This is a genomic window from Devosia sp., assembly GCF_041917035.1.
GTDB lineage: Bacteria > Pseudomonadota > Alphaproteobacteria > Rhizobiales > Devosiaceae > Devosia_A.
Map to the genome: position 1 here is coordinate 94,668 of NZ_JAYRYM010000001.1, position 20,713 is coordinate 115,380.

A 20,713-nucleotide genomic window follows, 5' to 3' on the forward strand; every position below is an offset into this window, starting at 1 on the left:
GATGACGTCATCTCGATTCCGGCGCGGTGTGCTTTGCGCTGGATTGCTGGCTATTGCCGCTGCCGCGCCTGCGGTCGCGCAGGACCTCAGTGGCAATGAAGTGCGCGGCACGGCGCTGTCGGACCAATGGCAGAACGGGCAGGGCGTGGTGACACGGGGTCCGGACGGCCAGGTCATCTTCCTCTATGGCGAGATTCAGCCCTCGGTCGTTTGTGCACCGCTACAGGTCTGCGATATCGAGCTGCAGCCCGGCGAGATCGTGCGCGACGTGCTGGTGGGCGACACGGTGCGCTGGAAGGTGGAGCCGGCGACGTCGGGGGCGCCCGGCGCGCAGGCGGTGCACCTCATCGTCAAGCCGGCCGAAGCCGGGCTTGTGACCTCGATGGTGGTGACCACGTCGCGGCGGACCTACCACATCCAGCTCAAGTCGCATCACAGCCAGTACATGGCCCGCACCGGCTTCGACTATCCCGAGGACATCGACGCGCGCTTCGCCGAGATCAACACCCGCATGGAAGCGAGCATCGTACCTGGCGCCGGCGTGCCGGCCGACCAGCTCAATTTCGCCTTCAGTGTGTCGGGTTCGGCCCGCTGGAAACCGACCCGCATCTACAGCGACGGGATGAAGACTTACATCCAGTTCCCATCGGCCGTGTCTGGTCAGGACGCGCCGGTGCTGTTTGTCGTCTCCGGCGGCCAGAACCGCATCGTCAACTACCGCATGAACGGTACCATGATGGTGGTTGACTACTACATTGACCAAGCGATCCTGGTTTCGGGGGTCGGCAGCCGCCAGCAGAAGATCACCATCAGGCGGGGAGGGTAGGGCGATGACGCAAGTCTCTCTTGCCGGCCGTGTTCTCGCTGCGCTGCTTCTCGCCGTTAGCCTGGCGGCTTGCCAGACGCTCGGCGGCACCGGTCTTGTCGCCAGCACGGTGACCACCGAACTGACGCCGGAGGCAGCGACATCGATCGCCGGCGACATGGTGGGGCGCTTTGCCGAACAGGTCGGGCCGGGCAACACCACGATCGTGCTCGCTCCAGACGGCTCCGTCTTCGGCCAGGCACTCGAGGCGTCGTTGAAAGGCTGGGGCTATGCGATAGTCACCGATCAGCAGACCAAGGGCACCGAGACGGTGCCGCTTGCCTATGTAGTCGACGCCTTCGAGGGGAGCGTGCTGGTTCGGCTTTCGACCAGGAGCGTCGACATCACACGCATGTACAAGCTGGGCGCGACGGGCGCCGAACCGGTGAGCCCGGTCTCGGTGATGCAGCGCGGCGGGCCGACCTCATGACTGAGTCGCTCAGGCTCGGTGGCGTCGACGAGAAGGGGCCGCGCATCCGCCGCCTCAACCGCGTGCCGATCATTGTCGCGATCGTGCTCGTCGTCGCATTCTTCGCGGTCATCATCTACGGCCTGACGTCACGCGGATTGCAGTTCGGCGGTGAGCCGACCGCGCCAAGCACAGTTCGGCCGGCCACCACGGATGCCGACCAGCTCAAGCGCGGGATCCCGGATGGCATCATCGGAGAGCCAGCGCCGGTGGTCCTGCAGCCCACGCCAACCGAAACGCTGGTGACAACGACAAATCCCTTCGGGCCGGCGAAAGCCGACGATGTCGTCACGCCGGAACGGCCTACCCTCGAACCGGAAGAAATCTGGCGGGCGCGCCTCGAGCGGGAACAGCAGGAACAATGGCTGCGCGAACTGCAGCGCCAGCGCATGGCAAGCCTGCAAGCGGACGCTGCGGCGCTGGACTCGCCGATCGCCGTAGACGTCGGCAATGTCGGCGAGACGGCTGCCGCTTCGAACGCGAATCTTCCCGCCGGCGCAACGCCGGCCGTGAACCGGCCGCTGAGCGCGCTCGATCTCTACGCGGCCGCCATGCAGGCCGGCGCGGAGAACACCGATCCGAATGGCCAAGCGGCGAAGGAGGACTTCTTCAATCAGGATATTGCCGACCTCGGCTATCTGCCCAAGTCGGTTGTGCCGCAGATGTCGCCCTATGAGCTCAAGCGGGGCTCGGTGATCCCGGCGACGCTGGTGACCGGCATCAATTCCGACCTTCCCGGCCGCATCACCGCGCAGGTGTCGCAGAACGTCTATGACAGCGCCACCGGCCGGCATCTGCTGATCCCGCAAGGCAGCAAGCTCTTCGGCCGCTACGATTCCAAGGTCGCCTTCGGCCAGAACCGCGTGCTGGTGATCTGGACCGACATCATCTTCGCCAACGGGTCGACGTTGCAGATCGGCGGCATGGCCGGCACGGACGCCGCGGGCTATGGCGGCTTCTCCGATAAGGTCGACAACCATCTGTTCGAGACCTTCGGCTCGGCGATCCTGGTGGCGCTGATCGGCGCCGGCACCGAGATGATGTTGCCGCAAGACAGCAACAATACCGGCAACAATGCCGAGAATTCCGCGCGTGAATCTTTCGCCGAGACTTTCGGCGAGATCTCGCAACAAACGGTCTCGAAGAACCTCGATGTCCAGCCGACCCTGGAGATCCGGCCGGGCTATCAGTTCAACGTCCTGGTCGACCAGGACATGGTGTTTCCGGGGGCTTTTCAATGATCGCGATGTCGGTCGCCGGCACGGACCCGTGTTGCAGACCCTTTCCGCCCTCGGCCATCGTTTTCTGGAATCGAATTATATTGAACGAGCTTTTCCTCCACCTGATCGACACGCTGTCCCTGCCGCTCGACGAGCGCGGGGCCCGCCGTGCCCTGCGCGATTTCGCGGAGGAAGCAGGGTTCACCTATTTCGCCTACCTCTACCTGAAAGGTCCGGAGACCTTCGTCGTCTCCAACTATCCGCGCGAGTGGCAGGCGCTCTATGTCGAGAAGAACTACCTACGGGTCGATCCGGTAATCACCAACGCCAAGCACGGCCCATCGCTCTTCACCTGGTCGGGTGAGGAGGGACGGCGGCTCGGCCGCCGCGCGATCGACCAGTTCTATTCGGATGCTGCCCGTTTTGGCATTTGCTCGGGCCTATCGGTGTCGGTGCCAGTGGGGTTCCGCGACCGAATGGTGTTCACACTGGCAGGCGCTGCGCCGCGGGTCTATGTCGAAGGAGGAATCGATCCGGTCACCGCGGCCGTCGCGGTTGCGTTCGTCCATTCGCGACTTTCGAGCGCCCGAAGCGACACCTCGCTCGCGTCGGAAATCAAGTTGTCTCCGCGCGAGGCCGAGTGCCTGCGCTGGTTCGCCGAGGGCGTGTCGATGCCGGATATCGCCGTGATGCTCAACCTGTCGGAGCGGACGGTGCGCTCCTACATCGACGTCGCGACGCGCAAGGTGGGCGCAGCCAACAACCGGCAGGCGGGCACGATGGCTGCGCGCATGGGCTTGATCTAGCAGACTGGCGAGGGCGGTCTAGTTCAGGACAGGGCGCTGCCCGTCGACTTCCGGCACATGACCTAGTCGATTGATAACCAGGCTCACCAGCTGGTGCTGCGCATGCACGTTGAGCATGGCAATGCGATAATCATGCTGCAGGCGGTCGAGGTCTTCGGGTTTGTCACCCGCGGTTTCCAGGCGCGCGATCTCCTCGAACAGGTCCTGGGCCTTTTGCACCCGGCATTGATGCTGACGGATCACTGTCACAGCGACGCGTTCGAGTTCGTCGCATGTTAGTTCTTCCAGGAGAGTCTGGATCACGCTCGAGGTGGGAATCTGGTTTGGCCCGGAAGCGGCGCCTGACTTTCGCATCGAATACCCACGGCTTGGTTCGCGGTGCGCCCCCGCAAACGATAGAAAGACCTATGACCCCAAGCCGGGGGGTAGAAACCGTTTTCCGACGGCCCTGAGACCTTTAGCACCGAGGCACCTGGACATGCGTCCCAGGCCCCCGGCCAATGGCCAGAGGATCTTCGGTGCTGAACACGGCCAACACCAACCGCGGAAAAGGGGTTTCTACGCCCCGAGGCGGCGCGTACCGCCTCGAGGCACTTATAGGACACGGTTACCGCGCAGGCCAGATAACCATGTGAGAAATCCCGTGAGAAGCTTAGACGGGAGGGGCGTCGACCGGGCGCAGGGACGTGCCAGCCGCCAAGACCGGATGATGGAGCTGGCCGGCTCGCCCGAGCCGCTCGCGCATCTCATCGGACATGTCGAAGACGCCGGCATAGGTCATCGTCTTGCCGATGCGGGTCGGCGTGCCGATGATCTCGAAAGCGCAATCGATCGACCTGAAAATCCGCGCCATGCGCGCGTCGAACACCGAAACGACGTGCTCGATGCCGGCGCGGTGGCAGACCTCGACGATGCCGCAGAGCAATTCCACGGTTATACGGTTGACGGCGTGGTTGGCCCGGCCGCGATCAGCCGTCTCGAAGGCCTCCGGGTTTATCGCGAAGCGCGAGCTCTCCCAGATGAGCGGACTTTCCGGCGCACCGCCCGGCACGAGAGCCGGGAAGACGTCCCGGAGCATATTGGGCCCGGTCGTGGGCAGGAGGCGAACCGCACCCTGCAGCGCGGCGGTCCGCTCGTCGACAGAAATGAGGTACAGCGGATCTTCGGCGTCGAAGCGGTCGATCTCCAGGCCGTTGGTGACGGAAACGTCCCACTCGAGGCGCTCGGCGAAGACCGCAGCGCGCATCCGAAACATCGCTTCAATCAGAGCCGGATGGCGATCGCGATCCACGCCTTCGATTACAGTGATCATGGTGATGCTCCATGCGTTTGTTGAAAACGCTGAAGCAACTAGACCTCGGCTCGGGAAGCCGAAATCCGGCGAATCTGCCAGATTGGCGGCAAATGGACGATCGGAGTAACCTGCCGGCTTACTCCGAGTTTCTGACTTGGATGCGCTTCGCTGCGGACTGCGGACCGCCTTCACCCAGCATGCCCGGCTTTTCGAGAGCGAGCTCGACACAGCGTCGCACAGCCTCCTGCCGGCTGACGTACCCCGATTGAGATGCAATCCACGCGTCGAGACGGGCGATCATATCGTCGGTCATTCGCACGGTAACGCGCTCACGCATCGTCGTTCTCTGAGTTCTCGCAGACCTCGAAAAATATGGCTCGTCCGGCGGCGCGTGAACCCGGCGTTTGTGCCGGGCTTTAGGGCAAGTTTGAGAGCAGGTTGGCCTTGCCGGCTTTGATGACAGCGTGCGTCGTATTTGCCGCGCCGAGCTTGTGTCGGGCACTCTCGAGATAGAAGCGTACCGTGCGCTCGGAAAGGCTAAGGATCATTGCGGTCTCCCAGAAGGTCTTGCCTTCCGCGATCCACAAGAGGCACTCGCGTTCACGCGGTGACAGGCTCGCACGCTTGACCGGTTGGCCGCCGGCGAGCCGCAAGATCGCTTCATGGATGTGTAGAGCGACTATCTGAAAGTCCCGCATGTATTCGAGGCGGAGCCGACGCCAGTCCCGCTCGCCGGCATCACTGGTGATTGACAGCAGCGACCGCTCACCATGGCGACCGTGGATAGGCAGGGAAATGCCGCGACGGCCGAGGCCAAACTCGGACGCCTCACCGAATAGTTGCCGCACTTTCTTGTTCTTCCTGTCGAACTCTCGCCAGTCGATTGGCAGCATCCGGCGCAGGCCGACCTGGATGGCCGGGTCGATGTCGACGAAGCGCGCGGTCTTGTAGTGCTGGACCCACTCAGGTGAGTAGGTGACGGCGAGATAAGGGCCGTCTTGAGGTCGGCCACTAATGCCGGCGCCCAGATAAGCGACCGACTTCAGGCCGTAGATGTCGAGCAGCTTGGCTAACAGCGTCGGAACCTCCGACGCGTCAGTCAGCTCGCTGATTTCGGTCAATAGACCGAACAGGTCTAGATCGGCACTCGTCAAATCTCGAGATCCCATGCGCAGGGTCTCCCTTGGTTGCCCTCCCGAGCGGATTTTCCAGCGCTGCTCCGACCACGCCAATTCCGCTCTGGTGGTCTGACGCGATCGCGCGCAATGGCGCTTCATTGTCGTTTTCTTGAGACGGACGCCTATACCTCCGCGGGGATATAGGTGCATTTGACTAGCCCGCTCGGAGGCTGGTTCTCCTGAAGCGGTCGAATTTGAATGGGGACGGATCGACGCAGGTGGTCACACCCGTAACCAGCTCTGCCGCAAGTTGTCCGGCCCCTGGCCCGATCCCGAAGCCGTGACCTGAAAAACCGCTCGCGATGAAGAAGCCGGCGATGGACGTTACGGGTCCGATCACGGGCACCGCGTCCGGCGTCACATCAATTAGTCCTGCCCAGGTCTGGGCGATCTTGGCGTCTGCAAACGCTGGAAACGCCTTGATGAGATGCGAAAGACCTTCGCGATTGAAGGATTCGACGGGAGCGGGATCGAGGATCCGGACCTTTTCGAATGGGGAAACCTCGTCAGGCAACCATGATCTCGGCGTCTTCCATTCTTCGACGAAGCGGCGTCCGATCCGGAGCCTCAGCTCGCTCCAACTTTTCACGAGCGTCGGAGCAAAGTCGGAGAAGAGCCGGAAGCTGTCGGGCACGATCGGCGCGATGTTGGCGTTGCGCATCGCGATCGAGAAGCCGCCATCAAGTCTTCGGCGGAAGGCAAAGTTGTCGGCGCCAACCGGCATGTTAGGAGCGGCGGTGACCGATGTCGTCCGCGCAACGGAGCCGAGGATTTTCAGCTGCGGAAAATCGAGTCCCATGTTCCCGGCGAATAACCTGGACCACGCGCCTCCGGCCAGCACCACCGACGAACAGGCGATACGCCCCTTCTCCGTGACGACGCCGCTGACGCATCCAGCCGAGCGCTCGACCGAGCGCACCGCGCAACCGGTGAGGACATGTGCGCCGTGCCTGATCGCAGCTCGAGCAATCGCGGGAGCGGCCTTGAAAGGCTCCGCCCGACCGTCAGACGGCGTGTAGAGCGCCGCTCCAAACCCATCGCTCATTCCCGGAAGGTATTGCCCAAACTCCTCCGCGCGCAGCAGCCTCGTGTCGAGCCCGTATCCGCGGGCGTGGATGAGCCACGCCTCATATTCCGCTTCCTGGCGAGCATTGCGGCAGAGGTACGCGATGCCGCTCTGTCGAAACCCGGTCTCCTCCCCGGTACGCTCGTTCATTTCCTTCCAGCGGGCGAGGCTCACCATGGCGAGCGGCAGTTCGGCTGGGTCGCGACCCATCTGCCGGACCCATCCCCAATTGCGGCCCGATTGCTCTGCGCCGATCAGGCCTTTCTCCAAGAGGGCCACGGGGATGCCGCGCTCTGCGAGCGTGAGTGCCGTCGACACGCCAATGATGCCGCCACCTATGACGACAACGTCGACCTTGTCGGGAAGGGCCGAATGAGAGGGAACGGAATCTGGAACGATGCGTGTCATCGCCTGCTTTTCTCGTCCTCTCTGCGCGGAGGCTCTTTCAGCACCGCGGCCGCTTGAAGTCCGGCAGCGGGGTCTTATGCGATCATCGAGGGTTCGATCTTGACGCCGTAGTCGCGTTCGGCTCCCGCAACGGTCACAAAGCCCTCTTTCACGTCGTGGACAATCTCATCGAGTGAGCGGTCCTTGGGATCGCCAAAGCCGCCGCCACCGTTCGTGTATTGTGTGACGATGTCGCCCTTGCTGATGGGGATGAGATCGCCCATGGCGTGCTCGAGCTTGATCTCTTTGGGGGTGCCGGGATTGACAAACCAGGCACCGCTCTTGCCGGGACGGCCGCCGGCCACACCTTGCGGCGGCACCTTGCTCTTCTGCGACGTGTAGGAGAGCTGCGGATAATCGGTTCGCACCTGGTACGACAGGACAATTCCTGCTCCCCCGCGATGCATACCGGCCCCCGCGCTGTCGGCGACGAATTCGCGCTGAAGATAGAGCACGGGGCTCTCGATCTCCGTCACCTCAACGGGTGGGATCGGGCAGTTGGTCAGGTGGCACGAGAGCGCGCTCGCGCCGTCCTTCTCGGCTGTTCCGCCGAGCCCGCCTGGAGAGACTTCGCCGAAATGGACGCGGGTGCCTTTCATGAGATCGGTCGCGATGATCTCGTTGTAGGAGCAGCCCACTGAATCTCCCATAACCCGATCAGGCGCGCAGCCCTGAAGAGCGCCCATGATGAGATCAACCAGCGAGTGACAGACGACCATGCGCTGCTGCACGGCTGCGGGCCATTGGGCATTGGCGAGCGATCCCGGGGGAGCAACGATGCGGAATGGCAGTCTCGACCCCTCGGTGTTCGGGATTGTCGGGTCGGTAACGCAGCGCATCACATAATAGACGGCGGCGTAGGTGGCCGAGAGGGGGGCGTTGATGGGTCCTCTTATCTGCGGGTCGGTGCCGGCGAAGTCGAACTCCATCTCGTCGCCCGAGACGGTGATCTTGATCGCCAACTTGTAGGGCCCACCCATGGCGCCATCCTCGAGGAGGAGCTCCTCGTGGATGTAGACGCCGTCCTTGAACTGGCTGATCTCTTCGCGCGTGCGGCGCTCCGAATAGTCGATCAGTTCATCGAAGCAGGCCTTCATCGTTTCGGCGCCGTAGCGTTCGAACATGCGTTCGATATCCGGCTTGCCCAGCGTGACGCTGAAGATCTGTGCGCGAAGATCGTTGTCCAGGCTGTGCCGGAGTCGGCTGTTGTTCACCATGACGGAGACGAGCTGCTCGTCGAGTACGCCCTGCCGGACAAGTTTCAGGGGCGGGAAGCGCACGCCTTCCTGCTCGATCTCAACGCCCCACCCGCGGCACGCCATCCACATCGATCCCATGTCGACGTGGTGAACCGTGAGAGCCGTGATCGCAACGAGCTCGCCCTCCCAGAACACCGGCGCATAGGCAATGACATCGTTTGTGTGATGGGACGACAGCGAGTTCCCGCCGGCATAGGGGTCGTTCGTCAGAATGACGTCTCCATCAAGCCACTCGGACAGCGGAATGTAGTGGTCGATGATCGTGCGGAGGCAGCATCCGATGGCGCCCAGATGGATAGGCACGCTGGCGGACTCGGAGAGCAAGCGGCCATCGCCGTCGAACACGGCGGCCGAGCAATCCTGCATCTCCTTGACGACGACATTCATCGCCGAGCGGATGATGCGCGCGTTGATCTGCTCGGCTGTCATGACCAGGCTTGAGCGGACGATTTCGAGGGTGATCGGATCGACCGTCCTCTTGGCTTGCACGACAGGCTTGTTCTCTAGAACGGTCGTATTCATCTCGTCACCACAGCGTTCTTGTAATCATCGTATTTGGCGGTCCACCCGGGAGGGACCACGAGCGTGGAACCCGGGTACTCGACGATAGCCGGCCCGGCGAGGCTTGACCCGATATCCAGGCTGTCGAAACGAAAGATCGGCCACGCCGCGCGCCCGGCCTGTGAGCGATGCGCGACCTGCCGGTATCCGATCGGCTTCGGCGGCGCCGCTTGTCCCTGCCGTTGCGGCCACGGAATGCCGGGCAGCGGACCGAAGCAGGAGACCCTGAAGTTCACGATCTCGATCGGCTTGTCCGGAATGTTGTAGCCGAACAGCTGCCGATGCTGTTCGGCGAAGATCTGGGCCAGGCGTTCGAACCCGTTGCCCTCGAAGTCGCCCGCCGTCACCGGGATGTTGATGTCGTGGGATTGTCCTGCATAGCGAACGTCTGCCGACAGAACGGCCTGCTGTTCGGCCTTAGCCACCCCTTCGGCAGCCAGGTTGGTTCCGACCTCGGCCAGCAACTCGTCGACGACGACGCGGGCCTCTTCAGGCTTGATCGAGCTTGCCGCTTTCACGATGGTTCTAACGCCGTCCTGCCGGATCTCTGCCGAAAGCAGGCCGCTCGCCGAGACGTTTCCGGGAGCGGGCGGAATGAGCACGGAGCGCATCCCCAGGGACTCGGCGAGGGCGACCGCGTGCAGCGGGCCGGCGCCTCCGAAGCCAACGAGGGTGAAGTCTCGGGGGTCGACTCCGCGCTCAACGGAAACGAGCTTGATCGCATTCGTCATGTGGGATTCAGCGATGTCGATGATGCCGAGAGCAGCGTCGTCGGTGCTCATATGCAGCGGCGCCGCGATCTTGTCCGTCAGGCCCTGCGTTGAGAGCCGAGTTTCGATCCTGCGCGCGCCGGCGAGGAAGTATTCGGCATTCAGCCGGCCGCAATGGAGATTGGCGTCCGTGATGGTCGCGTTCTGTCCGCCTTGGTCGTAGCAAAGCGGCCCGGGCACGGAGCCTGCGCTTTGGGGGCCAACCAGTAGTCGACCACCGCTGTCGACGCGGGCAATCGAGCCGCCGCCCGCACCGATGGTGACCAAGTCCATGATCGGCAGCAGCACGGGATACCCGGCGAGCTTGCCGCGGGTGGTTACAATGGCCGTGCTGTTCGCAACCAGGGCAATGTCCGAACTCGTTCCGCCCATGTCGAAGGTGATGATGTTGGGAAAGCCAGCCGCTTTTGCGAGCAAGGTCGCGCCGACGATGCCTGCCACGGGACCGGAGTGCGTGATGGCGACGGGAATCTGCTTGCCCTTGTTGAAGCTCATGATGCCGCCATTGCCGCGCATGATGTACGGGGTGCTCGGGACGCCCCGACTCTTCAACGCGCCGGCGAGGTCGTCCAGGTGATCTCGCATCGACCGAAGCACGTACGCATTGATGGCGGTCGTGCTCGACCTTTCATACTCGCGGAACTCCCGGACGATGTCGGAAGAGAGCGAGATGCTCAGATCCGGAAATTCGCTTTCGGCGATTGCCTTGATCTGTCGCTCGTGGGCGGGATTGACGTAGGCATGTAGCAGGCAGACGGCGACCGACCGTATCCCATCCCTGTGCAACTTCGTCAGCGCGTCTCTTGCGCTTGTTTCGTCGAGTGGGATCTCGACTTCGCCTGACGCGAGCATCCGCTCTTTGACCGACAGACGATGGCGGCGCGGGACGACCGGGTCCAGCGGCCGCCAGTTGATGTCGTATATATTTTCCTTTCGCGTGGCACGGCCAATCGCGAGCGTGTCCCGAAAGCCTTCCGTGGTGATCAGTCCGACATCGACAACCTTCTGCTCGACGATGATGTTGGTCACATAGGTCGTGCCATAGACGAAGTGGCTGACGTCCCCCGAAGTCAGCCCAGTCGCCTGCAACGCCCGTTCGACACCATCAATGATGCCGTTCGTGAGGTTCTCAGGGGTCGTCGGCACCTTCAGGGTATGAAACACCCTGCGGTCCTTGCCCACGAGGATGACGTCGGTGTGCGTGCCCCCGGTGTCGATTCCGATCTGTACGGTCATTGACCAGCCCACTCCTTGGAAAGACTAACGGCGCGCAGCCGAAAGAGGCTCGGGTGCCAGCGAGTCCGAATGTCTGAAATTTTGTCTCTCGGCGTGCCCCGACATCCCGCAGCGCGCCGGCAGAAACATCGCGCCACAATGGTCTAGCGTCAACGCGATATTCTTATTATAGTTTCGTAAACGAATGAAATTACGAATATAGGAATATTAATGGCGAGTTCCTCGAACGCCTCCCGCGCTGCTGCAATGCTGTTGCTGCTAGGAAAATCTGGCGCAGCGGGGGCTCCGCTGAAAGAGCTGGCAGAGGAACTCGAGGACGCGAAACCTGCGGTGTTGAGATGCCTGAATTCGCTGATCGAGTTCGGCTTCGCCGAGCAGGTCTCCCGTGGCCGCTACCGCTTGGGACCCACGATCTTTTCGCTCGCCCGCAGCGAGAGCGCCGTACAGGTGGAAGTGGCCCGATGGCATTCCGTCCTCGACGAGGTCGTCGAGACGTTCGGACAGAGCGTCGCCTTGGTGCGTCGCGCGGGGATGGAGGTCGTCATCGTCGACAAGTTGGTGGGGACCTCGCCGGTCCAGGCGCTGGTTACGCAGATCGGCGGTCGCTTGCCCATGGGTATTGGCGCCGGCTCCGTGGCGATCTTGTCGTCCCTCGATCATCCAGATTGGGCAGAGATCGTGCAGCGCAATTCGGAGAAGTACCCGAAGTGGAACTTCGATGCCGAGATGGTCGCCAAGCACGTCGAGCAGGCAGTCGTCCGCGGATTCTCCTTCGATAGCGGACTGCTGATTCCGGAATGCGCGGGACTGGCCGTGCCGATCAGAGAGAGGGGCCAATACGAGTCCGACCTGGCACTGACACTGTCGGTGCCGCGGGCGTTCTTCGAGGCCAACCAGCCCACGCAAGTGGCAAGTCGGCTCAAGAGCATCATCGACGCAAGGCAGAGCGGAGCAACGGGCTGAACAGCTCGACCGTGATCCCTGTCCGCAGCGCAGGAGGAGATCGCGGGTCTGGAGTGGGTGCCGGCGGGCAGCCCGGGAGGAGCTTAAGCGCCCACCGGCGTCCGATCCGCAACCCGCTGCGGAAAGGATGGGAGAGTCGATGTGAGACGACTGCGTCGGTTCGTCATGACGACTTGCCCACCGCAGTGCGGAGTCCGATCGCCCGTTCGATAACGAGAACCATCGCGAGCGTACCGAGGATCAGCAGAGCAGACACGGCGGCAACTAGAGGGTCGGTGCTTCCCTCGACATAGCGGAAGAGGGCCACCGGCAGCGTGATGAGGTTCGGCCCCACCATGAACAGCGAGACGACAACCTCATCGAACGACACGAGGAACGCTAGTGCCGATGCCGCAACAATGCCTGGCACCATCAACGGAAGCGTGATGCGGAAGAACACCGTGAGGGGTCGAGCGCCGAGGCTCGCGGCGGCATCCTCGATACCCCTGGGCAGTGTTTCGAGGGCGGTCAAGATGACGCGCAGGACATAAGGCGTCGTCAGCACAAGATGACCGAGCGCGAGGCCATGCCACGTTCCGACCAAGCCATTGCCCACGAAGACGATAAGGATGGCGAGAGCGAGAACGATGCTCGGCAACAGCAGCGGTGCGGTCAGGAAAGTCAGTAGCGCGGAGCGTCCCCAGAAGCGTCCGCGGTTGATCGCGAGCGCTGCCGGGATGGCCACCGCGAGGGAGATGACCGTCACGATCGCCGCGAGACCCAGGCTGGTGAGGAACGCCGTCGCCATCAGCTGCTGATTTGAGAGCGCGGCATACCAGCGAAGGCTCCATCCCGAAGGCGGCCAGCTGATGAAATCGTCGGCCGAGAACGAAATCGGGAAGACCAGGATGACTGGCGCCAGCAGGAAGAGCAGGAGAATGCCGGCGAGGATGCGCAGGGTCCAGCTCATACTACTACTCCTGAGTCCGGCTGACGCGGCTGTAGGTCGCCAGCGAGCCGCCAAAGATGAGAAGCGCAATGAGCGAGAGGACGCCAGCGACGGACCAGTTCAACGTGATCACCGCTTGATCGTAGATTTCGGTCGCGAGGAGAATGACCCGTCCTCCGCCGAGGATTTTCGGGGTGATGAAGCTGCTGATGGCGAGCACGAAGGTGAGCAGGCAGCCAAGAAATACGCCCGGCAGAGTCAAGGGGATGACGATGCGCCACAGGACCGTCAGCGGCCGCGCGCCGAGGCTCTTGGCTGCCTCCTCGAGTGACGCTGACAAGCGGCCGAACCCGGCGTAGAGCGACAGGATCATGTAGGGCATCAGGATTTCGACGAGCCCGATCACAACCCCGGTGGGATTGAACAGCATTCTAGGCGGCGTGAGGCCGATACTGCGCATGATCGAGGCGACGAAGCCGCCGTCGCCGAGAATGACGAGCCATCCATACGTCCGAACCACGGCCGAGAGCAGCAGCGGCGAAATACAGACAACGAGAAGAACTGGCCGCCAGCGGGGTGGCATGCGGTGCAGGAAGAGGGCGATCGGGTACGATGCGACGAGCGTTATCGCGGTGATCAGCAGGGAGAGCCAGATCGAGCGGAACAGCATCTGGAGGTAAAAGCGGTCCGACAGGACGTCCCACCAACTCTGCAAGCTCCAGCCCGGGAGGATGACGCCTCCTGCGCCCGTCGGCCGGAAGGAGAGCAGCAGGAGATTGACGATGGGCCAGAGGAAGGCAACGGCATGGATTGCTGCCATGGGCAGCACCAGGAGCCAGATCAGGCTCCTTGATGCCGTCGGTGCTGTTGCTTCACCGGCCCGGGCCATCACGGCTTCTCCGGACCGGCAAAGGCGAAGGTGTCGCTCGGCCGCCAGGTCAAGACGACGCGGCGGCCTGCCGGGAGCAGGGTTCCTCCGTCCTCAGTGGCCGCCTCGAATTTCATGATCCAGTCATCGACCTTGGCCTCGTATTGCACGAGATCGCCGACATAGGTGGAGCGCAATATCTCGGCCTCGACCTGATTCATGTCCGGAGCCGCGTCGCCGAGGGCAAGAGCCCGGACGCGATGAGGCCTCACCATGATGTCGAGGTTCTTTGCGGTGATATCGCCCGATGCGTGCCGAATCTTGTAGTTTCCGACCTGGGCAACACCCGCTGAGATGTTCACGGCGGGCAGGCGGTTGATGCGGCCGACAAACTCCGCGACGAAAGGTGTGCTTGGGCGCTCGTAAATCTCCGAAGGAGTTCCGAATTGCTCGAGGCGTCCGCCATTCATCACGCCGATGACATCGCACATGGCCAGCGCCTCGGCCTGGTCATGGGTGACGAAGATCGTGGTGATTCGGAGCCTCTGCTGGATTTCCCTGATCTCGCTGCGCATCTGGTCGCGCAATTTGGCGTCAAGATTGGAAAGCGGCTCATCGAGTAGCAGCATCTTCGGCTCGACCGCGAGAGCTCGCGCCAGCGCAACGCGTTGCTGTTGACCGCCCGACAGTTGGCTCGGCCGTCGATCGCCGAGGTGACCAAGCCGGACGAGATCCAGTGCTTTCTGCACGCGCTCGGCCAGTTCGGCACGCGGCACTTTGCGCATCTCGAGGCCAAACGCGACGTTGCGGTTGACCGTCAGATGGGGAAACAGCGCATAGTTCTGGAAGACGATCCCCATCTGGCGACTCCAGACCGGCTGATTGGTGATGTCGCGGCCACCCACCGAGATGGAGCCGGCGGTCACGCTTTCGAGCCCGCCGATCATCCTGAGTGTGGTGCTCTTCCCGCAGCCCGACGGCCCGAGCAGCCCGAGCATCCGACCCTTCTCGAGCGAAAGATTCATATTCTCGACAGCCGTGACGGAACCATAGCGCTTGACGAGGTTGCCAACGACGAGATCGGGTTTTGCGCTGTCTGCGGGAAGAGCATCCATCGATAGAGTCCTACTGGCCCAGAATTCGCTTGCGCCAGTCTTCGATGATGCCCGGCCGCAGCTTGGCGACCTCCATCCAGTCGACCGGGATCACCTTGGCCATGCGCTCGGGAGCCGCGACGGTCCGGGCCATGGCCTCCGGGCTGATCTGCGCATTCGGATTCACGGGCGCGTAGAACATCGCTTCAGTGAACGCCTTCTGGGCCTCTGGGCTCAGCGCGTACTCGATGAACTTCAGCGAGGCTTCCTGGTTTGGAGCACCCTTGACCAGCGTGATCGTGTTGATCTGCAGGGCCGTTCCCTCGTCGAGCGAGGCCACGGCGAGCTTGCCGCTGGAGCGGTCGGAATAGACCTGACTGCGGGCATTCCAACCGACACCGAGGTCAACTGTGCCGTTGGTGATGAAGGTTGCCGGATCCGGCCGCGGATCCCAGGTCAGCACCAGCGGCGCCATCTTCTGCATGGCTTCCCAACCAGCTTCGAGAGACTCCGTGTACGGTTTATCCCCGTTCATATGATTGAAGATCAACAACAGGCTGATCGTCTCGAGGCTCGGGATACCCGTCGTCGCGATGCGCTGGTCGTATTTGGGATCGAGCAGCACGTTCCAGCTCGTCGGCGCTTCGGGGATGCGCTCCGGCGAGTACATCAGTGCGGCGCTGTCGAAAGTCACGGCCGGGCCGGCGACGCCTTCGAAGCGGGCCTGAGGATAGAGGTCCTTGAGAACCGGAAGGTTCTCTTCGGTCAACGGCTCGAACAGGCCTTCGTCAGTGCCGGCCTTGGCGACCGTCACGTCCATGATGGCGATGCCCACCTGCGGAGCTGCCTGCATTCCGCGGATCGTCCCCAGCGTCTGCGCCGAGTTGTTCATCTGGTAGTACTGCACCTTGATGTCCGGGTTGGCGGCCTCGAACGGCTGGATCACCGCCTTGATATACTCTTCCTGGAAGATGCCGCCGTAGGCGGCGATGGTGATGTTCACCGGATTGGACTGAGCGAGCGCTGCACCACCGGCCAAGAAAGCCAGGGCGGTGCCGCCGAGCAGCAGCCCAGCAGTGCGTCTAGTCATGGCAGTCATGTGTATCCTCCTTGTTGAATGCTCATTCGGCGCAGGCTCCCCTTCCCGTTCCCTGCTCGGGTCGATGCGAATGCCGCAGTCCAATTGCACCCGATTTGGTGGCACAAGGTTCTAGCTGGCATCGCTTTGGCATACACCAATTGCTATACCAATGCATGCGTGTCATATCACTGTCAAGCAGACCAACCTGACGACCAGCTAGACAAGGGGCTCCGCCGATATGCTCGTCCATGAACTCGCATCCTGGGCCGTTGCTGTGCGGGAAATCGACCTCCCGGCGCGGCGCGCAGTCTCGCGTGTGATCACCGACGCCATTGCAGCAGCGGTGGCGGGAATGTCTGTCGGAGGATCCCGCGCCGCGGCGGCCGCGGCGGCCGACGTGTGGGGCGACGGCGACGTGCCGATCTGGTTCGCGGGAGCGAAGGCGTCTCTGCCGGGAGCCGTGTTTGCGAATGCGACCGCAGCGTCGATCCTCGATCTTGACGACGGTCACCGGGCGGCCGCGGGCCACCCGGGCGCCGCAATCGTTCCGGCCGTGCTGGGGGCAGCTCACGCGATGGGTGCGAGTGACGAGCAGGCCTTGGTGGCGGTCGCCATCGGCTACGAAATCGGCATCCGCATCGCGGCGGCGCGCGACCTGCGGGCAGTGGACACGCTTATTACGGCCCGCTGGTGCGGGCAGGGGGTCGCAGCCGCGATCGGCTGGCTAAAGGGCCGACCGAGCGACGAGATCGCGGAAGCGATTGCGATTGCCGGCGCTGTCGCGCCGCACATGCTGGTGGCGGAATATACCCAGGTCGGCAACCACACCAAGGAAGCCATCCCGTTCGGCGCAGTGAACGGCGTCGCTGCCGCGCGCCTGGCAGAAGCGGGCTTCAAAGGGCCCACAGATATCCTCGACAACCCCGCCTATTTCGACGCCGACCGGTTGAGGCGGGGTGGGGCAGACGGGCGATTGCTGGTCGAGACGGCGTACTTCAAACCCTATAGCTGCTGCCGATGGGCCCATGCGCCGATCGACGCGATGCTCGAGCTCGTCGACGAGAAGCTGGACTGGCGCGCCATCGACAAGATCGAAGTTCACACTTTCGCGCGCACGCTCACCCTCAACAACCAGCCTCACCCGCAGACTATCCAGGCCGCGCAATACAGCGTGCCGTTCTGCGTCGCCGCATCGGCCGTCGGCGGAATCGCCGCGCTTCAACCCATGACCGAGGACCTGCTCGGCAACGCCGAGGTTCATGCGCTCGCCGAGCGGGTAACCCTTATTGTCGATCCGGATCTCGACGCTGCTTTCCCGGCAGCCGTGCCTGGCCGTCTTGTCGTCAGCACCGGCGCCCAGCAATACGTTCGCGACGTGAGTGCTCCCAAGGGAGAGGCGACAAACCCGATGTCATGGGCCGAACTGACCGGAAAGCTGCGCACCGTTGGCCGAGCGCGCCTCGAGCCGTCGCAGTTGGAGGCCCTGCTCGAGGCCGTGGAACAGCTGCAGGAGGAGGGTAAGCTCGCCCGGCTATACGCCTGCCTGGCGCGGGGCTGTTATTAGCCATACACCAGCGATCAGCGATCAGGGTCGGTCCAAGGCGCGGCGTGGCCGAATCCGCCAGGCTCGCGGCACGCGACCGCTGCATTTGCGGCACCATCCAAGAGCGCGGCGCCGATCGGCTTGTTGTACAGCACAGCTAAGAGGAAGGCCGAGATGAACGCATCGCCGGCCCCGAGTGTGTCGACGACCTCCGTCGGCAGCGGCGGCTGGGCGGCCTCGATGCCGGCCTGGAAGGCTAAAGCTGGTTTGGGGCCTCGGGTCACCACGACGGTATGCGGCCCGGCAGCGGCGCATCGACGAATGAGGACGCGGGCGTCGTCGTCGCTCAGCTCAGCGCCCGAAAGAAACGCCACCTGACAATGCGGAAGAACGCGGTCCAGGTATTCGGGCGTCCAGCGGTTGGAGAAGTCGAACGAGAGAAGGCGCTTGGGACGGATTGAAGTGAGATGGGCGTCGAGCTCGCTATAGATGCTCGTGTGGATGAGATCGAACCCGGCCATGTAGGCGAAGTCGTCGGGTCCAAAATCGTATTGCGCCCGAACCCCGGGCGTGCTGCGAATGAAGTATCGATCCCCGTCACGGTGGCCGATATAGGCTCTGGCGTTGTCGGCTTGGCGCCGCCGGCATCGTTCCGTACCGACGCCCTCAGCGGCGAGCGCCGCGAGGATAAGGTCGCCGCCGGCGTCGTTACCCAAACATCCCAGATAGTGGCTGTCGGCGCCGAGCCGGTGCGTCATGACAGCGACGTTGACGGCATTGCCGCCTGGGTACTGCAGGGCGCGATCGACATAGGTATCGACCGTGTTGTCTCCGAGTCCGAGAATGCGCACGAAAACCTCAGTACTCGCTCTTCCACATATAGCGGCGGGTGCTGAGCGGCTGGTTGCGCCAGATTGAAAGCCGAACCGACATCCGCTTGAGGGCCGCCTGGATCACGTAGGGGGCGACGATCGGCCGAATCTCGGGATCGATGCCCTCCATGGCGTAATCCTTGGAGTCGTAGATCATCAGGCGTTCGGTTGTCTTCATTGCGAAACGCTTCACCCGCTCCATCAGGGGCCGGCTGGGATCTTCGCCCAGTAGGAGCACGACAGGGGTCTCTGGAGTGACGATCTCGAACGGCCCGTGGAAGAATTCGGCGGCGTCGATGGGATAGGCGTGGATCCACAGCATCTCCATCAGGATGCAGACGCCGAAAACATAGGCGGACGTTGAAACCGGACCGGCGGCGACGAAGTACAGCTTGTCGTCATCCTTGTAGAGCCGCGAGTCCTCGGCCGCTCGCGTCTCGTTCTGCCGCGCCGCCGCGACGATGACCCGGGGCAGCGCCGGCAGCGATTGCAGCAGCTTGTCAAGCAACGGCCAATCATCGGTTACTTTCAGGACGCCGCCCACGAGCGTCTGCATCAGCATGAAGATCGCGGTGAACGACTCGGAGGTCTTACCGACATAGAAAGCTTCGTCTCCGAGGTGACCCAGGGGAGACTTCTCCACCTGCGTGAGCACGACTGTGCGGCAGGGGAGGCCCTTCACGAATTCGGCCGCCTGGACGGTCTCTGGGGTCCGTCCCGATTTCGACGCCAGGATCACTAGCGTCCGTTCATCGAGTTTGGGTGGGTTGATGGCCATGAACTCGGCGGGAAAGAAGGTTCGCACCTCGAGCTTACGGGCGTAATGGTCGACCCAGTATTGGATGCCCTGCATAGCGCGGTTTGCTGAGCCGCAGGCCACCATATAGATTCTGTCGATGCCGGCGCCGAGATCCTGACCGAGCTTGGCGGCCCTCGGCAGCGCCTCGATGGTCTGCTTCAAGCTGTTGGTGATCTCGTCTGCGTCGATCTCGGCGGCCATTTGGGACTGACTCTCAAAAATTGGTGTATAGACCACTACTATACCAATCGTCTTGCCTCACGCAACCGGGCAGTCGGAAAGAGCACCAGATTTGCGTTTTCGCTGCTGCGCTCCTAGACAAATGGTGAACCAGCCAAGGATCCATGATGGCGCTGAAGACGAAGAGCGTCCCCGTCTACCTACGGGCGCAGCAATTCATCGAGGAACTGCTCGAGAGCAAGGACTATGGTCCGGGCGACCACATTCCGTCGGAGCGGGCGCTCGCCGAGGAACTTGGGATCAACCGGCTGACGGCGAGAAAGGCGATCGACCGCTTGGTGCAAGCGGGACGCCTCGAGCGGAACAGCACGGCCGGCACCCGCATTCCGCAGCCGCGCATCACGCGACCTGTCGATGCCCACAGCTCTGGCGGCATTACGCGCGTCATCCAATTGAGCGGCGGCGTGCCGGGGAACCGGCTGCTGCATTTCGAACTGTCGCCCGCGAGCGAAGCCGTCGCCAAGCACCTCAAGATTGAACCTGGCACTGAGCTCGTTGTCTTCCGGCGGCTCTGGACCGTGAACGACACGCCGTTCTGCATTGAGACCAGCCATATCCCCGCCAGCAGAGTACCTGGCCTTGCCGCGGAGGATCTCGTGGCCGGGCAGTCGCTATACGCGCTTCTGGAGGCGCGCTACGGGATCAAGACGGGTCACGGGACCCGCACGATCGGTGTCAACACGCCGACCAAATTCGAGGTAGAGGCGCTGCAGTTGCCCTCCCATTCCTCGACCCTGCTGTTACGCATGGTCGTCTCTGATGGCGCCAATGTTCCGATGGAGTACATGCGCTCGGTCAATCATCCCGCGCACGTGATCTTCCAGGCGAATTGAGCGAGACTGGGCGGAACGACAGCAAGCGGTGTTCCCAGCGGCGCCGGTGGGTCGCCAGTGGATCGAGCAGCGTTGGCCTAGAGTGACTTGACTGCGCGAACTCCAGACTGGGCTCGTGCGCGTTGACGATCGAAGGGGTGGGCGAGAGCACATTTCGAAGGTTACTGCACATGATGCCACGAAAGCAGCGCCGGTGGGCAACGGGAGGAGGTGTTGCCCACCGGCGTCCTATCCGCGCCGGCGCCGCGCACGGAAGGATATCGATGTCGGATGTTGGAGAGCCGTGTGCTTTCCTTTCGCCTTCAAGATCAGCCCTTTGAA

The 20,713-nt window shown here is 62.9% G+C and carries 19 protein-coding genes; 7 read left to right on the forward strand and 12 right to left on the reverse strand.

Annotation, left to right across the window (positions count from 1 at the left end):
- Position 1: 1 nt before the first annotated feature.
- From trbG to ACE3TU_RS00425, 4 genes are read left to right on the forward strand one after another with little or no spacing between them, the layout of a single operon-like run.
- On the forward strand, positions 2 to 826 hold the full coding sequence (trbG, locus tag ACE3TU_RS00410) for a P-type conjugative transfer protein TrbG (protein ID WP_374618733.1): 825 nt from the start codon (positions 2 to 4) through the stop codon (positions 824 to 826).
- Positions 827 to 830: 4 nt separating this feature from the next.
- A complete protein-coding gene (trbH, locus tag ACE3TU_RS00415) occupies positions 831 to 1,295 on the forward strand; it encodes a conjugal transfer protein TrbH (RefSeq protein ID WP_374618735.1) in 465 nt (154 codons plus the stop codon).
- The gene (gene trbI, locus ACE3TU_RS00420; RefSeq protein WP_374618738.1) at positions 1,292 to 2,575 is read left to right on the forward strand and encodes an IncP-type conjugal transfer protein TrbI; all 1,284 of its coding nucleotides are present in this window, start codon (positions 1,292 to 1,294) and stop codon (positions 2,573 to 2,575) included. Before trbH ends, trbI begins: the two co-directional genes overlap by 4 nt.
- A complete protein-coding gene (locus ACE3TU_RS00425) occupies positions 2,572 to 3,360 on the forward strand; it encodes an autoinducer binding domain-containing protein (RefSeq protein WP_374618741.1) in 789 nt (262 codons plus the stop codon). The genes trbI and ACE3TU_RS00425 overlap by 4 nt, the downstream gene beginning before the upstream one ends.
- Before the next feature lie 18 nt (positions 3,361 to 3,378).
- On the opposite strand, the gene ACE3TU_RS00430 is transcribed toward ACE3TU_RS00425, so the two are convergent.
- The 6 genes from ACE3TU_RS00430 to ACE3TU_RS00455 form a co-directional block, all read right to left on the reverse strand.
- The gene (locus ACE3TU_RS00430; RefSeq protein ID WP_374618744.1) at positions 3,379 to 3,663 is read right to left on the reverse strand and encodes a transcriptional repressor TraM; all 285 of its coding nucleotides are present in this window, start codon (positions 3,661 to 3,663) and stop codon (positions 3,379 to 3,381) included.
- 349 nt (positions 3,664 to 4,012) lie between these two features.
- Positions 4,013 to 4,846 (reverse strand): acyl-homoserine-lactone synthase, encoded by an 834-nt coding sequence (locus ACE3TU_RS00435; RefSeq protein ID WP_374618747.1) that lies wholly within the window; start codon positions 4,844 to 4,846, stop codon positions 4,013 to 4,015.
- Positions 4,847 to 5,070: 224 nt separating this feature from the next.
- Entirely contained in the window at positions 5,071 to 5,931 is an 861-nt protein-coding gene (locus ACE3TU_RS00440) for a LuxR family transcriptional regulator (protein WP_374618749.1), read from the reverse strand.
- A 55-nt stretch (positions 5,932 to 5,986) separates the two neighbouring features.
- Positions 5,987 to 7,306 (reverse strand): NAD(P)/FAD-dependent oxidoreductase, encoded by a 1,320-nt coding sequence (locus ACE3TU_RS00445; protein ID WP_374618751.1) that lies wholly within the window; start codon positions 7,304 to 7,306, stop codon positions 5,987 to 5,989.
- 74 nt (positions 7,307 to 7,380) lie between these two features.
- On the reverse strand, positions 7,381 to 9,126 hold the full coding sequence (locus ACE3TU_RS00450) for a hydantoinase B/oxoprolinase family protein (protein ID WP_374618754.1): 1,746 nt from the start codon (positions 9,124 to 9,126) through the stop codon (positions 7,381 to 7,383).
- Positions 9,123 to 11,171, reverse strand: a complete 2,049-nt coding sequence (locus ACE3TU_RS00455) for a hydantoinase/oxoprolinase family protein (RefSeq protein ID WP_374618757.1) — start codon at positions 11,169 to 11,171, stop codon at positions 9,123 to 9,125. Before ACE3TU_RS00455 ends, ACE3TU_RS00450 begins: the two co-directional genes overlap by 4 nt.
- Before the next feature lie 210 nt (positions 11,172 to 11,381).
- Between ACE3TU_RS00455 and ACE3TU_RS00460 the strand changes: the two genes are divergently transcribed.
- Positions 11,382 to 12,134, forward strand: coding sequence for an IclR family transcriptional regulator (locus ACE3TU_RS00460; RefSeq protein ID WP_374618759.1), 753 nt, complete (start codon positions 11,382 to 11,384; stop codon positions 12,132 to 12,134).
- A gap of 163 nt (positions 12,135 to 12,297) precedes the next feature.
- Here ACE3TU_RS00460 and ACE3TU_RS00465 read toward each other — a convergent pair whose 3' ends face one another.
- Genes ACE3TU_RS00465 through ACE3TU_RS00480 form a run of 4 tightly spaced genes read right to left on the reverse strand, consistent with a single transcriptional unit; the run spans position 12,298 to position 16,123 of the window.
- The gene (locus tag ACE3TU_RS00465) at positions 12,298 to 13,083 is read right to left on the reverse strand and encodes an ABC transporter permease (RefSeq protein WP_374618762.1); all 786 of its coding nucleotides are present in this window, start codon (positions 13,081 to 13,083) and stop codon (positions 12,298 to 12,300) included.
- 4 nt (positions 13,084 to 13,087) lie between these two features.
- On the reverse strand, positions 13,088 to 13,951 hold the full coding sequence (locus ACE3TU_RS00470; RefSeq protein ID WP_374618765.1) for an ABC transporter permease: 864 nt from the start codon (positions 13,949 to 13,951) through the stop codon (positions 13,088 to 13,090).
- Positions 13,951 to 15,045, reverse strand: coding sequence for an ABC transporter ATP-binding protein (locus ACE3TU_RS00475; RefSeq protein WP_374618767.1), 1,095 nt, complete (start codon positions 15,043 to 15,045; stop codon positions 13,951 to 13,953). Before ACE3TU_RS00475 ends, ACE3TU_RS00470 begins: the two co-directional genes overlap by 1 nt.
- 10 nt (positions 15,046 to 15,055) lie before the next feature.
- Positions 15,056 to 16,123 carry an ABC transporter substrate-binding protein gene (locus tag ACE3TU_RS00480; RefSeq protein WP_374618770.1) on the reverse strand — a complete coding sequence of 356 codons (1,068 nt, stop codon included), beginning with the start codon at positions 16,121 to 16,123 and terminating at the stop codon, positions 15,056 to 15,058.
- 220 nt (positions 16,124 to 16,343) lie between these two features.
- Between ACE3TU_RS00480 and ACE3TU_RS00485 the strand changes: the two genes are divergently transcribed.
- Entirely contained in the window at positions 16,344 to 17,669 is a 1,326-nt protein-coding gene (locus ACE3TU_RS00485; protein WP_374618772.1) for an MmgE/PrpD family protein, read from the forward strand.
- A gap of 14 nt (positions 17,670 to 17,683) precedes the next feature.
- On the opposite strand, the gene ACE3TU_RS00490 is transcribed toward ACE3TU_RS00485, so the two are convergent.
- Both ACE3TU_RS00490 and ACE3TU_RS00495 read right to left on the reverse strand, forming a co-directional pair.
- Positions 17,684 to 18,499, reverse strand: coding sequence for a PfkB family carbohydrate kinase (locus ACE3TU_RS00490; RefSeq protein ID WP_374618775.1), 816 nt, complete (start codon positions 18,497 to 18,499; stop codon positions 17,684 to 17,686).
- 7 nt (positions 18,500 to 18,506) lie between these two features.
- On the reverse strand, positions 18,507 to 19,520 hold the full coding sequence (locus tag ACE3TU_RS00495; protein WP_374618778.1) for an SIS domain-containing protein: 1,014 nt from the start codon (positions 19,518 to 19,520) through the stop codon (positions 18,507 to 18,509).
- A 146-nt stretch (positions 19,521 to 19,666) separates the two neighbouring features.
- Between ACE3TU_RS00495 and ACE3TU_RS00500 the strand changes: the two genes are divergently transcribed.
- The gene (locus ACE3TU_RS00500) at positions 19,667 to 20,392 is read left to right on the forward strand and encodes a GntR family transcriptional regulator (RefSeq protein ID WP_374618780.1); all 726 of its coding nucleotides are present in this window, start codon (positions 19,667 to 19,669) and stop codon (positions 20,390 to 20,392) included.
- Positions 20,393 to 20,713: the final 321 nt, after the last annotated feature.